The sequence below is a fragment of the Rhodoferax sp. GT1R46 genome, from assembly GCF_056521285.1.
Window position 1 is genome coordinate 19,199 of the sequence record NZ_JBWMBC010000008.1, and the last position, 12,586, is coordinate 31,784.

At 56.1% G+C, this 12,586-nt stretch carries 19 protein-coding genes; 4 read left to right on the top strand and 15 right to left on the bottom strand.

Annotated elements, in window-relative coordinates:
- Nucleotides 1–262: 262 nt before the first annotated feature.
- From AC097W_RS16275 to AC097W_RS16285, 3 genes are read left to right on the top strand one after another with little or no spacing between them, the layout of a single operon-like run.
- Nucleotides 263–622, top strand: coding sequence for a hypothetical protein (locus AC097W_RS16275; protein WP_479603672.1), 360 nt, complete (start codon nt 263–265; stop codon nt 620–622).
- The gene (locus AC097W_RS16280; RefSeq protein ID WP_479603673.1) at nt 622–879 is read left to right on the top strand and encodes a hypothetical protein; all 258 of its coding nucleotides are present in this window, start codon (nt 622–624) and stop codon (nt 877–879) included. Before AC097W_RS16275 ends, AC097W_RS16280 begins: the two co-directional genes overlap by 1 nt.
- Nucleotides 880–931: 52 nt before the next feature.
- Nucleotides 932–1,144 carry a hypothetical protein gene (locus AC097W_RS16285; protein ID WP_479603674.1) on the top strand — a complete coding sequence of 71 codons (213 nt, stop codon included), beginning with the start codon at nt 932–934 and terminating at the stop codon, nt 1,142–1,144.
- A 251-nt stretch (nt 1,145–1,395) separates the two neighbouring features.
- Here AC097W_RS16285 and AC097W_RS16290 read toward each other — a convergent pair whose 3' ends face one another.
- From AC097W_RS16290 to amrB, 13 genes are all read right to left on the bottom strand, one after another.
- Complete coding sequence (locus tag AC097W_RS16290) at nt 1,396–1,884, bottom strand: Rha family transcriptional regulator (RefSeq protein ID WP_479603675.1); 489 nt, start codon at nt 1,882–1,884, stop codon at nt 1,396–1,398.
- A 95-nt stretch (nt 1,885–1,979) separates the two neighbouring features.
- Nucleotides 1,980–2,447, bottom strand: coding sequence for a hypothetical protein (locus tag AC097W_RS16295; RefSeq protein ID WP_479603676.1), 468 nt, complete (start codon nt 2,445–2,447; stop codon nt 1,980–1,982).
- Between the two features lie 62 nt (nt 2,448–2,509).
- On the bottom strand, nt 2,510–3,241 hold the full coding sequence (locus tag AC097W_RS16300; RefSeq protein WP_479603677.1) for a hypothetical protein: 732 nt from the start codon (nt 3,239–3,241) through the stop codon (nt 2,510–2,512).
- 2 nt (nt 3,242–3,243) lie between these two features.
- Nucleotides 3,244–3,648: an HK97-gp10 family putative phage morphogenesis protein gene (locus AC097W_RS16305; RefSeq protein ID WP_479603678.1), complete on the bottom strand. Its 405-nt coding sequence runs from the start codon at nt 3,646–3,648 to the stop codon at nt 3,244–3,246.
- Nucleotides 3,645–4,394, bottom strand: coding sequence for a hypothetical protein (locus AC097W_RS16310; protein ID WP_479603679.1), 750 nt, complete (start codon nt 4,392–4,394; stop codon nt 3,645–3,647). The genes AC097W_RS16305 and AC097W_RS16310 overlap by 4 nt, the downstream gene beginning before the upstream one ends.
- A 4-nt stretch (nt 4,395–4,398) precedes the next feature.
- Nucleotides 4,399–4,620: a hypothetical protein gene (locus AC097W_RS16315; protein WP_479603680.1), complete on the bottom strand. Its 222-nt coding sequence runs from the start codon at nt 4,618–4,620 to the stop codon at nt 4,399–4,401.
- Between the two features lie 288 nt (nt 4,621–4,908).
- Nucleotides 4,909–5,385: a hypothetical protein gene (locus AC097W_RS16320; protein ID WP_479603681.1), complete on the bottom strand. Its 477-nt coding sequence runs from the start codon at nt 5,383–5,385 to the stop codon at nt 4,909–4,911.
- 167 nt (nt 5,386–5,552) lie between these two features.
- On the bottom strand, nt 5,553–6,056 hold the full coding sequence (locus tag AC097W_RS16325; protein WP_479603682.1) for a hypothetical protein: 504 nt from the start codon (nt 6,054–6,056) through the stop codon (nt 5,553–5,555).
- 3 nt (nt 6,057–6,059) lie between these two features.
- Nucleotides 6,060–6,257, bottom strand: coding sequence for a hypothetical protein (locus AC097W_RS16330; protein WP_479603683.1), 198 nt, complete (start codon nt 6,255–6,257; stop codon nt 6,060–6,062).
- A gap of 107 nt (nt 6,258–6,364) precedes the next feature.
- Nucleotides 6,365–7,609 carry a tyrosine-type recombinase/integrase gene (locus AC097W_RS16335; RefSeq protein WP_479603684.1) on the bottom strand — a complete coding sequence of 415 codons (1,245 nt, stop codon included), beginning with the start codon at nt 7,607–7,609 and terminating at the stop codon, nt 6,365–6,367.
- 298 nt (nt 7,610–7,907) lie between these two features.
- Nucleotides 7,908–8,990 carry an AmmeMemoRadiSam system radical SAM enzyme gene (gene amrS / locus AC097W_RS16340; RefSeq protein ID WP_479603685.1) on the bottom strand — a complete coding sequence of 361 codons (1,083 nt, stop codon included), beginning with the start codon at nt 8,988–8,990 and terminating at the stop codon, nt 7,908–7,910.
- The gene (gene amrA, locus AC097W_RS16345; RefSeq protein ID WP_479603686.1) at nt 8,987–9,580 is read right to left on the bottom strand and encodes an AmmeMemoRadiSam system protein A; all 594 of its coding nucleotides are present in this window, start codon (nt 9,578–9,580) and stop codon (nt 8,987–8,989) included. Before amrA ends, amrS begins: the two co-directional genes overlap by 4 nt.
- On the bottom strand, nt 9,567–10,382 hold the full coding sequence (gene amrB, locus AC097W_RS16350; protein ID WP_479603687.1) for an AmmeMemoRadiSam system protein B: 816 nt from the start codon (nt 10,380–10,382) through the stop codon (nt 9,567–9,569). Before amrB ends, amrA begins: the two co-directional genes overlap by 14 nt.
- A gap of 147 nt (nt 10,383–10,529) precedes the next feature.
- Here amrB and AC097W_RS16355 point away from each other — a divergent pair, with 147 nt between their 5' ends.
- Nucleotides 10,530–11,090, top strand: a complete 561-nt coding sequence (locus AC097W_RS16355) for a phosphoribosyltransferase family protein (protein WP_479603688.1) — start codon at nt 10,530–10,532, stop codon at nt 11,088–11,090.
- Between the two features lie 7 nt (nt 11,091–11,097).
- Here AC097W_RS16355 and AC097W_RS16360 read toward each other — a convergent pair whose 3' ends face one another.
- Nucleotides 11,098–12,006 carry an SPFH domain-containing protein gene (locus tag AC097W_RS16360; protein ID WP_479603689.1) on the bottom strand — a complete coding sequence of 303 codons (909 nt, stop codon included), beginning with the start codon at nt 12,004–12,006 and terminating at the stop codon, nt 11,098–11,100.
- A 51-nt stretch (nt 12,007–12,057) separates the two neighbouring features.
- Nucleotides 12,058–12,483, bottom strand: coding sequence for an NfeD family protein (locus AC097W_RS16365; protein ID WP_479603690.1), 426 nt, complete (start codon nt 12,481–12,483; stop codon nt 12,058–12,060).
- Between the last annotated feature and the right edge of the window lie 103 nt (nt 12,484–12,586).

Below are 12,586 nucleotides of genomic sequence, written 5' to 3' on the forward strand. Positions count from 1 at the left end.
ATGTTGTTTACGTGACAATCTGAACCCGAGGCACTTCAGATTTTCTGAGGTTTTCAAAAATTGCCCCCCAAAAACAGCGCCATCTATATGACCGGGGGGCTTGTTTATTTCGCGGGGACCCACATCGGGGGGGGGTAGGGTCTTCCTGCCGCGATTTTCCACAACGTGCCATTGATTGAAGTGCTTTCACTTGTAAACATAGTTTGACAAACTAATTAGTTTAGGCTAAAATCGAGACTGATTTAATCCACTGGGGCACTCTATGCAGCACACCGCACACCACGCCATCAAAACCCGCTTGAACATGTGGCGCATGTTCTTTGCCACGAGAGTTAGCACCCTGCCAGACGATGTCTACGACCTCCAGAACGACCCGGAATACAACATTGACGACCTAATCGACTTGGCGCGGGCAGGGAATAGCACCGAACTGCACCAGCTAGCGGCACGGGTGGAACAGATGGAGCAGGAACACATGCTCAAGTTGGACGACCGCGAAGCTGAACAGCGCGAGAACTACGCCTTAGTAACGATGCTGGACGATGTGGGCGACTTAGATGCCTTTGCCGGGTCCATAACCAACGCCGTAACCAACACCCTGATCAATGCAAGGGGAGTCTGATGGCAAAGGAACAGGTTTACGACACGCCTAAGCTGGACGATGACCAGCGGGCGGAACTGGTGCGACGTGCCTACGTTGCTTGGTTCAAGAGTGGCGGCACGGACATGCCGACGGACCGCAGTGTCGTCAAGGTGCGCCTAGGGCTTGTCTACGTGGTACTGCACGGTGCCGCCGGGGTGCTGGCTGTGTACCGGGTGCGGCCTGATACGTTAACGCTGCGAATGCTGCAGCGATGGCCTGCAAGTCTGGCGAATTGAGGTCACCAGTGGGGTGTGTAGGTATGTTTGTAGGTATGAAAGGAAAAGTGAAATGAAGAATGCAGCATTCATGCGGGTTTCCGGGCATCTTAGTAAAGACGCCTGCCGCCAGATAGTCAATGTTTATGCGGGTTTCAAGAGGGTTTCTCATCCAACCCACCCAAAAACCCACCCAAAGGAAAAGCGATTGCAGTGCAGTCGCTTTTTTTTTGTGGAGCCTGAAAACAACAAGAAACCCGTCAAAGCGGGTTGGGCGAGTGTCTAGATGTGCGCACAGATCAAAAAGTCTTGTTGTATTTCTCTATTCCATGCCATTTGAATGCTTCGGTCCATGGACGTTTGGCCCGACAATGGGCCACAATACGCCAAATTGACACTTATCGATGGTGTCGCGTGGCTGTAATCCTCCCAAGTGGATAACCTAATACAGGGAAATGGCAAAAACAATGGCCCAGGCCCAGCCTTTAGAACTGGACGTCCGTCTGAAGGACGATCTCAACGCGTTTGGGAGAAGCGTTACGCACACCGATGCGTATGACAAGGTCGTTTTCCGCCGCTTGGAGAACGATTGCGATACGCTGCAACGAACGGATGTAGTCCATGGGAGCCGAACGAGGCGCGGACCTTTGACTCAACTTCTTTGGCGATCAGCTCTTGCATTTGCTTCCAGAGGTTCTTTTCGCGCCCTTGCAGCTCGTCGCGCATGCGGAAGAACTCACGAATCAGGGATACCTTGAACTCGATGACGCGGGGCGTATTGCGCATGAAGGCAATCAGCAGCCCGGCCTGGTGCTCATTGAGCATGGCGAATTCGGTTTTACTGCCTTGCCGGTTAAGTCGCGTTTCAAACGCGACTTGTCCAAACGCCTCGAAATCTGCGTGATGCTTGTGCACCAAAGCAAGAACGTTCTTGTGTTGTATCTCTACGCCATTCGCAATGATCTCGGTGGAGGCTCTTGCCTCGCCCTCAATCGCCGTAACAAGTGGGAATTTGAAATTCTGCATAAGCACTCCATGCTCCGAGAAGAAATTGCGCAGCCTGATGCGGTCGGAGCTAAGTCCGCATCTTTTCGGGAGCTACCCTAGGCTGCGCAAAACCGTTAAACCGTGGCGACGGAGGTGTTGCGGGCAATCTGCACCGACTGGCCACCTTCAAGGTTGTTCAGGAACTTCTCAACCACAGAGAGGTAGCGCACCTTCACATCAGCTTGCAAATAGCCCAGGGCGATGCGGTTGGGTGTGTTGTTGCCCAGATCGCACTGCACGCTGTAGTCGTCAATCTGGCGCTGGCCCTTCATGGCTTCGAGGAAGGCCGCGAGGGTGGCACCGCACTGCGCCCGCAACGGGTCAACGGGTTGACTCGATTGCAGCCGCCCGACAAACTTGCCCATGCCCGCGTTGAACGTGTACGCGAGGTAGTTGGTCATGCGGGTGTAGTTGTCGCCGGTGGTGGGCGAGCGGCGCGCGCGGTAGAAGCCTTGGCGCAGCAGCTCGGCCAACTGGTCGGCAGGGCGCTTGTAGCCAGTCACCTGCTCTATTTCGGTTGGCAAAAGAATGATAGACGTCATTTTCCCCCTTCATATGATGTCAGCCACGCGGCTGATACAAGCTCCTGACATGCGCCTTGTAATCAGACCACTCCCTCGACCGGAATCCGTGAACTTTTGGGTTTTGAGAGACTTTTTTCTTTCCTTGCGGGCTTCGGGGGCCGGTTGATTGGTCCCACGGCTTCCACCGCTGAATGGCTTCGCGCTGTTGTTGCCGTTGCTCTAGTGTCCATTTGCGTGTTGCCATAGCGTTGATCCTCTAATAGTTTGCTCGTCTTCAAAGCTGTCTTGTTCTTCCCATGCGCACGATTGAGCGCAGGCTGAGGCCCTGTCCCCACGTTCACCTGCTGCGGGCCGTTGGCCACGTTGGTCTGGCGCACAAAGGCCACTGAACGCGGGTTTTTGAACTCGTTGAGGGTTTCCAGCGTCACCCGGCAATTGCTCTGAGCCTTCAGCGCCAGCTGCATGAGCGGCTGCAACCTGTTCAGGTCTTTTACGCTTGATGCCCGCTGCATCAATTCGGTGAAGACTGCCTGCAAAGCCAGAGCTTGGCTCATCAGCATGCGCTCGGGCAAGTCCATGCTGCCTTTTTGCACTGCGTCAGTTCGCTCTTTGACCTTTTTGTAAACAGCACCAGATCCGATGTCCTTATACATGTTGGAGACGAACGAAGCTGTAACGATAGTAGCCAAGCCTTCGGCATTGATCGCTATCTCGGCAGACATTGGCTTCTTTTCTTCAACGGCAGTTTCATGCTCATTGCCCGACGGGACGGCAAGGCTGCCATCCATGGGATTCTTTGCTTTGGTTGCCATGGTCATTCTCCAAAAAAGTATTCGTGGCCGCCGGCGACAATCTCGCCGCCGATGATTCCAGATACGACGGCCGCGCCGATGATTCGTTGAATCTTGGCCTTGTTGCTGAAAACCGCAGGCCCGAATATTGGGCGCGGCGGCATCTTGGAGGTGCCGAACTCGTGATAGAACGCCTTGTCATCTGGCGAACCGATCACCGCCTCATGGCCAGATACCTGGTGCGATATGTTGTCCCGCATGTCTCCGCTGGCCAGGAGCGGCGCACCGGCTGGGTAGACCTTGGGGTTTGAGTCATCATCAAAACGACCGGCCAAGACAATCAGCACCACTTGGGCGGGGCGCAAGCCATCAGCGCGAGCTTCAGCGATGGCCCTGGCGTCTCCACGGGGGTAGGGCAGAGTTTTCATCGTGCACCATCCCATGGCTTGGGCTGGGGCTTGCCAGTGTCGAATGCAGTCCGTGATTTACTGTTGTCCAGCCATTCGGCTTTGAAACTACCCCAGCTGCGTTCACAACAGGTCCTGATAGCGTCTTCAAAGCTGAGCCCGGCCTTTACAGCTTCGCGCCGGATTCCGTCTACCGCCGTTTTGGTGATCGTGGCTTTCTTGGTTTTCCGGAGCTGGGCGAAGTCTGCAAAAAGTTCATCAGGAATTTCTGATAACAGGGAGCGCGCAGCGCGATTGGCTTTGCTTTCTTTATTTGCTTTTGCTTCTGCTTCTGCTTCTGCTTCTGCTATAGGTTGATTCGGTTGAGTCTGTTGAGTCTGTTGAGTTGTCTCCGAATTATTGAGTTTTCGTTTGTGCCAGTACTGACGGTGGTACTCCCTGCGCTCTGTCTCTCGCTGCAGCTGGCGGTAGTGCGAGTAGTTCACGATGCGCCAGCCCCAAGTGCGACCCTCTGAGAGCGGCACGATGCGACGTCCGTCCTCGGTGGGTGTGCGGCTTTCCGAATCTGGCTTGAGCAATTCCTCAATGCCAATCTCGATGATCTCAAGCGGGATCGTGGTGCGCCTGGCAATAGCTGCCACTGTCATGTCAACAGCGCCGTCCTGATCGGCCAGTACCAGTAGTTGCTGGAATGCCACGAGCGCCTGCCACGGGCCATTGGTGCAAAGCGTGCCGTCGTATATCTGGGAGAAAATTTTCACGTACATGGGGTCAGGCCTGCTCGTTCAGCCCAAGGGCAACGGTCCTGCCGGTCACCCGGGCCAGCCAGGTCGCGACCTCGTTCAGGTCGTCAAATGACTTGCAAAGAGCCCACTTGCTGGCAACGTAAAGAGGTGCGCCTCGGTCGCTGTCAGTTTGGACGAGGGTTACGCCGGCAAGAGCGGCAGAGGCTTGTAGCGTCGTGAAACGCTTGGGGTCGTGGGCGGTGGTCATGCTGCGGCCACCATGCGATCACGAAGTGAGCCGACCCTCCAGCGCGTGCAGCCGGGCCCAATCTTGAGCGGCTTTGGTAGATTGCCATCGGCTGACCAGCGCCATACGGTGGGGACGCTGCAGCCGAAGAGCCCCGCGACTACTTGGGCGCTGACGTGAGCGTCGTTGGGGAGATTATCGAAATCCAGCAGACCTGCCGGTGTTGGACCATCTTGAGTAAGCTTCTTAGGCATCGCGTGCACCTTGTTGATACAGTGCCGCAATGGTGCGGATTACTCGCTTTTATGACTACGGCGACAAATTCAGCTTTTCAAAGACACGCGGGAATCCGCGATAGAACTCAATCCGCTTTGCAATTTCCGTATCCGTCCACTTGGCCCCAAAGCCGGACAAAAGTACGTCCCGTTCAAAGTTGCGCCAGTCAGTGCGATGAACCTCATTCAAAATCACGTCCCTAGCGCACTGAATACTGACTTGCGCTCGCTTTTCTTGTTCAAAGCGCAGTGTCATGAATGCCTTGTACTCGGGAGTTATGCTTCTGCTCCTGCCTGGTTTGCGAACACTGAAGGCTTTGTCTGGAGTTTCCCCATCAAGAATTTTTTCCAAGCACCGATCAAGCCAAAGCGCTGCTGGCGTGCACATGTTTTCCGGTGTTAGGTGGTTTTCGCGGAAATTTTCGGCGAGCATGTGACGATCGGCAATCGTGCCGATCCCATCATGCAGCCTCGCAAGTGCTGCCCACTGTTCATCTGTTCCGCAGAGCATGTCTGCACCCCTTCAAGGTGTCGCTTCAAATAGGAGCCCCAGCAAGCGGGTGAAGGTGCCCGCCTTTCGTCTGGCCGGACTAGCTGGGGCAAAACTGGCTTATCGGTACTGCGTTACTCGTACGGCGAAGGCTTGCGGGGTTGGGGGAATGGTCAAGGTGTTCATGCTCATGTTCCTTCAAGGATGGGGGCTAAATTGGCGGGGAGGTCGGCAAGGATTCCGGCGTTTGTCTTGCGCATGGCATCAAGCTGCTCGGCCAGGCCAGCTTCGTGGAAATCTAATGTGTGCTTGAACACTTCGGTGAAATCAAGCCTGGATGCGGCGAAATTGAACACCTCCTGCAAGGTGCTAGCAAAGCCGACAGCAGCCCCACGCTTGTCGGCTGTGTCGTGCTTGCCATCACTACCACCAAGCTCTTTGGATGATTCTGCCAGCACATTCTCCAGGCGGTCGAAGCTGTCGTCCTGCGCTGCTTCCTTGAGCAATTCATAGACAAGCCTTGTGCCTGTCAGGCATCCATCGTTATAGGTCTCCAGAGGAACATCGAAGTAAGTCAAGCCTTTCAGCTCGTATTCGCCGCAGTCTGCATCGACGGTGATGCAGGAGATGTTTTCGTAAAGACGTTTACGTTTGACAGATTTGTCAAACGTGTTGACAGTGGTATTAGCCATGATTCAAGCCCTCCCGCCGACGGCTGACTTGGTGCATGCCTGTTTGGGCATGGATGCGGCTCGCAGAGTTTGATAGTGTGCCTCGGCATCTGACACCGATTCGTGTTCTGCTATCAATTCGCCATCAATGTAGACGCCATACGGTGCCTCCATATCCATTCCGATGGTTTTCCGACTCTTGCTAGACTCTGTTTCAGCCATGATTCACTCCTGTTTAGTGAGTTGTGGTCAGGGGCTGGGCGGTGTTTACGCACCTACCGGCCCCGCCTTTGTTGCCCCGCATAGACCGCCGCAGGGCTTGGCGGGTTTCATTCTGCGGCGCGTGCCCGTCCGATCGGTATCACGTCCGCTTGCGTCTGCTCCGGTTGAGCGCAGAACTGCGCCCAGTCATTCATCATCTTGCGCCGGCGTTCGAGCATGTCACCGCGGCGATATGCTGCCTCCACCTTGTCGCCAATGGCATGCGCCAAGGCCATCTCAGCCATTTCATTCGGGAAAACGGTGCGCTCAGCGGTCCAGTCCCGGAACGAAGAGCGAAAGCCGTGCGGTACGGCATCAACTTCCATTCGGCGCAATACGGCCGTCAACGTCATGTCGGACAGTTCCCCACCACGGGGCGCCGGGAAGACTCGATCATTGTTCGCCAACCTGGGCAGGGCCCTGAGCAGCTGCAGGGCGGCATCGGACAGCGGAACGCGGTGCTCACGTTTGGCCTTCATACGTTCAGCAGGGATCACCCATTGACCTGAGTTCATATCGATCTCATCCCACGTCGCGCCGCGAACCTCACCGGAGCGGGCAGCGGTCAAAATGGTGAACTCCAAAGCTCTTGCACCCATGCCGATATGCTCGCGTAGCCGCTCCATGAATGCACCGATCTCACCAATGGGGAGAGCAGTGTGATGCTCCACTTTCGACACCGAGGCGGGCTTTGGCAGCATCTTGTCCAGGTGACCGCGCCAGCGGGCAGGGTTGAGGCCTTCGCGATAACCCCGCACAGTTGCCCAGTCCAGAACCTGCTCAATACGACCGCGCACGCGTGTCGCTGTCTCCGTCTTGGTGCGCCAGATTGGTTCAAGCACTTCCAACACGTTGGAGACGGAAATATCACTCACCAGAATTGCGCCAATGGCCGGGAAAGCGTGGGTCTCCAGGGTATTGCGCCATTGCTGTGCGTGTTTGGCGTTTCGCCATCCGGACTCTTGTGCCTCAATATAGGCGGTGGCAGCGCGCTCGAAGGTGATGGCCGAGGCCCTTTGCGACTTCAATGCACTTTGCGCCAGCCTGCGCTCAAGAATCGGGTCTTGTCCCTTGTCGAGCTTTTCGCGTTCCTCGCGCGCTCTGCGTCGTGCGTCCGACAGGCCGACGTCAGGGTAGGGGCCCAGACCCATCTCGCGGCGCTTCTTTCCATCGGGATAACGCAGCAACCAACTGCGTGCGCCAGAGGGCGAGATTTGGAGCGCCAGGCCGGACACAACACCAACGAAGTGCAGCCCCGGCCGATTCAACCGGGAGACCGCCAGAGGACTCATTTCCTTTGCTCGCTTGGGCATGATTCGAATCCCTAACAAGGATTCATGATGCCTAGCAGGACGACCCCACCATGTACCCACCAATGAATCTAAGACTGGATGATATGACCTAATCTAGATTGATACAAGCAAATATGGACTTGCCAATGAGAATTCCTCAAAATGGCAATATTCAGATACGGGGTGATACGGGGTGAAGTTCGAATCCGGCGGACGCCTGCTCCGCCAGATAAAGAAAAGCCCTGTAATTCATTGAGTTACGGGGCTTTTTCCATTGATGAGTGCTCCAATGCGGTGAAAGCCTTCCGGCTGTTGAAACTCACGCAGCGGCGATCACTATCGGGATGCGCTTACAACCGAAGTTCCCCGCTTCGCTGGCAAAACGTCCAGCTATGGGTAAAGCGCACACCGGGCAATGCCCCACTTCGGTCAATCTATATTGCCTGATCTGATACCAGTCGCGCTCGATCAATGCTGTGTTGCATCCCGGGCAGAAAGTGGTGTCACCCTCCCGGTGGCGCACGTTGCCTGTGTAGACATATTGCAGACCTTCACGCATGGCAATCTGGCGCGCACGCACCAGGGTGGCGGGTGGTGTGGCAGGTACATCGGGCATTTTGTGATCCGGGTGAAAGGCGGAGAAGTGAAGGGGTATTTCTGATCCCAGCTCTTTCATGATCCAGCGGCTAAGGGCCGTGAGCTCTTCATCTGAATCGTTGTGGCCTGGTATCAGTAGCGTGGTGATCTCAAACCACACTTTGGTTTCATGCCGCAGGTAAACCAGAGTGTCGAGTACCGGCTGCAGATGCGATCCCGTCAATTTGAAATAGAAATCGTCAGTGAACGCCTTGAGGTCGACATTGGCCGCGTCCATTTTGGCGTAGAAATCACGTCGAGCCTGATCATGCATGTAGCCAGCCGTTACGGCCACGGTCTGGACGCCACGCGCATGGCAGGCATCGGCCACATCCATGGCATATTCGGCAAAAATGACGGGGTCGTTATAGGTGAAAGCGACGCTCTTGCAGGCGTATTTTTCAGCCTCCGCAGCGATCGCATCCGGTGATGCCTGATCCATCAGGCGATCCATATCGCGCGACTTGCTGATATCCCAGTTCTGGCAAAACTTGCACGCCAGGTTGCAGCCGGCGGTGCCGAAGGACAACACGCTGCTACCGGGGTAGAAGTGGTTCAGTGGTTTTTTTTCAATCGGATCGATACAGAATCCAGAGGATCTTCCATAGGTGGTCAGCAACATGCGATCGTTTTCGCGCATGCGTACGAAGCAGGCCCCACGCTGACCTTCATGCAACTTGCAGTCACGTGGGCACAGATCACACTGGATACGTCCGTCCTCAATCCGGTGCCAGTAGCGGGCCGGGTATGCGTCCAATTCCATCATGTCGTCTGCGTCTTGGGGTGGATGGGGTTATCTCGCTTCTGGTCTGACTCCTTCCACTTGCTCACCGTATAGCGCAGCAAACGGACATCCTCGGACCAGAATTCGCCGGGGAGTCCGGCCTTTCGTTTGAGATGGGCCATGAAAGCGTCTGGTGTGGGCAACTGCTCCCAGACCTGTGGCAGGAATGTGCTGCGCCGGGCGCCAAACTCAAACACCACACCGTCGACCTCTGGGCGCAATTGCGCCAATGCCTCTGCTTCGCTGGAGAAACTCAAAGCGTGCATGGGGGACAGTAGCGAGACTTCAATTTCTGTCCTATTCAGCTCACGCTCAACCAGAGGAGGAAAACGCGGATCATGGAAGGCCGCCGCTATTGCATTGGCCCTGACATCCGCCAGCAGCGAGCGACGTGCTTCCAGCGTGCCGATGCAGCCACGTAAATCGCCCTGCTGAGTCAGTGTTACGAAACAGGCCCCCATGTCATGCAACCAAGGTGCCCCTTCATCGGCGGCCCGGGAGCCATCCAGTGCACAGACAATCGATGCGCGCGCAATAGACAGCAGGGTTTGACCGTGGTTACTGGATGGCATTTGGATCCTCCAAAAATGCGATTGATGTGTATCCCACCACCCGCTGCCGGTCGCCCGCAGTGTCGCCGGAGTTGCAAAGACTGAGCAGATGGGTCTGCAAGTGGTGGCGCTGGGCCGCCAACAGGAGCCCGCTAATGGGCGTGCCACCGCAGGCCTGCTCATGCGTGAGCGGGCCGTCCAGGTTCAGGATGTGCTCAACGGTATCCTGGTCAATGGCCTGTGCTGTGTGGTAAGGCAGGAAATGCGACAGATCTGAACTGATCACGATCAACGTTTCCGGGCCGCCCCAGAGGGCTTCCAGTACCTCTGCCACTTCAGCCGGAGTGGCGTCACCCACCGCCAGCGGCACCAGCTTGAAGTCATCGAGCATGGTTTGCAGAAATGGCAGCTGTACTTCCAGCGAGTGCTCCAGGGCATGTGCTGCTACGCTGGTGACCACTTGGGGCAGATGAGCGAGCACGGCTTCTGCGGTTTGATCCACTCCGATGGGCCCCAACGGGGTATCAAAGGCGGATGCACCGGCCAAGGCCAAACCCTGCACAGCAACCCGGTGAACAGGCCCCAGCAAAACCACTCGGCGGACGGTGCTGCGCACGGCAGCAAGCTGCGCGTAGGCCGTCGCGGCGGTCAGGCCTGAATAAACATAGCCTGCGTGGGGAACTATCAGTGCCTTGGGCGCCGCTATTGCGCCGTCGGCCTGCAACCGGGCGGTTGCCAGCAGGCCGGCAATCGTTGTGACCAAAGCCTGCCTCTGCCCGGGGTAAAAGGCACCTGCAACGGCGGAATGGCGAACGTGAGGCATGACTGCTTCCAAGGAATGGATTAGAAACTAAGGAAGTGAGGATGACTTGTGTCATATCAAGTCAGCGATGATTTACACCCTGACAATCCAGCAGTAATGGTCTTGTAGACGCCCATTTTTTGATGCGAGTCAACAGCGGAGGTCAGGATGAATGCCGAGTTGCGCACAACCCTCTATGGACAAAAGCAATTGGATTGCGTGATGGACGCCATGGCGGCCACCATCGCGTCGAAGCTGATCGGGGTTGAGCGGGTGTCGCTGGTTGGTGTGTTGCGCCGTGGAGCGCCGCTGGCAGACCAGTTAATTGAGCGATTGCATGCCCGTCTACCCGCCGTGGATATTGAGCGCATCGACCTGTCGATCAAACGGTCCGCAGATGACTTGACCTTGTTACACCCGCAAACCCAACTGACCGAGAAGCCGGAGCACGCCAGCATTGATCTGTCAGGTCGAACTGTTGTGATCGTGGATGACGTTCTCTACGGTGGATTCTCGCTGTTCAGAGCCGTACAGTATTTGCTGACAAAGGGCGTAAAAAAGGTGCTCACGGTCATATTGGTCGACCGGGCTTGCGCTGTTTTGCCCATTCATGCTGATGTCTGCGGGCTGACACTGCAAATGGCTCCCGGGAACATTGTCGAGTGCCACGTACCGCCCTCTGAGTCGACTTGGCAGATCGTGCTGGTTCAGCCCTTGGCGTCGACCTGATGAGCCGCTATTTTGGAAGTTGAACCATTTTCATGGCGGAACCAATCAGCGCAGCCACTTCTGTCATGTTGCTGGGAACAATCAAGGTTGTGGTGGCGTCGGCTGCAACTTTGGAATAGGCATCGACGGCCTTTTCCGCAACCTTGAGCTGCACTGCAAGCTCGCCACCTGGCTGACGAATGGCGGCTGCAACGCGTTCAATGGCTTGGGCGTTGGCTTCAGCCACCGCCAGAATGGAGGCGGCCAGACCTTGGGCGTTATTGATGGCGGCCTGTTTTTCGCCCTCGGAGCGGGCAATGAATGCCTCTCGCTCACCCGTGGCGATATTGATTTGCTCCTGGCGCCGGCCTTCTGATGCGGCGATCAATGCGCGCTTTTCACGCTCAGCGGTAATCTGCTGCTGCATGGCATGCAATATCTCTTTGGGGGGTGTCAGATCCTTGATTTCATAGCGCAGAACCTTCACACCCCAGTTCAGGGCCGCTTCGTCAATGGCCTGTACTACTTGGGCGTTGATGATGTCGCGTTCCTCAAAGGTCTTGTCCAATTCCAGCTTGCCGATGACGGAGCGAAGGGAGGTCTGGGCGAGTTGCGAGATGGCCATGATGTAGTTGCTGGAGCCGTAGCTTGCACGCATGGCATCCGTCACCTGGAAGTACAAAATACCGTCCACCTGAAGCTGGGTGTTGTCACGGGTAATGCACACCTGGCTGGGGATATCCAGCGGAATTTCCTTGAGAATGTGCTTGTAAGCCACCCGGTCGATGAATGGCATCAAAAAGCTGAGCCCGGGCGTCAGTGTGCCGTTGTACTTGCCCAGGCGCTCGATTACCCACGCGTGCTGCTGCGGGACAACCTTCACCGATTGGGTAATGAAGATGATGGCAATTACCAGCAAAATAAGTCCAAGTGTCATCACGAATCCTTCTTATAGAGAGTTAATTTCAGCCAAAAATTGGCTCCGGCATCACAGTTTGCGCACAACGAGTCGACTACCAACTACTTCCACGATGCGGTGCGGTCCCGCCACAAGCGGGGCTTCGCTGGCGCTGGATACGGCCCAATTGGCGCCGCGGTATTTCACCGTGGAGGTTCCGTCCGGATTCCAAGACGCGACCTGAACCGTCTCGCCCACGTCCATATTGACATCGTGGTTCGCACTCGCTGGGGCCGAAGGCGGCTGACTTTGTTTGTACCGGCGCCAAGCCAGCACCGAGCCCGAACCAAGCACCGCGGCAAGCACGATTTGCAGTGTGGACGACGCACCCATGTGGGCGGAAATGGCGGCGGCTGACAGCCCCAAAGCCAACATCAACAGATAGAACGTGCCAGTAACCAGCTCGATACCGATGGCAGTACCGGCAAACAGCCACCAGATTGTTGAATCAGCCATAGGGTCCTTGCATGTGTTGCTATCGTGATATTTTGAGGCAAAAGGGGGAGCGGTCAGTGAAGAGGACACATTTAGTCCTTACACTTCGCGCCTGTTTTCTTCC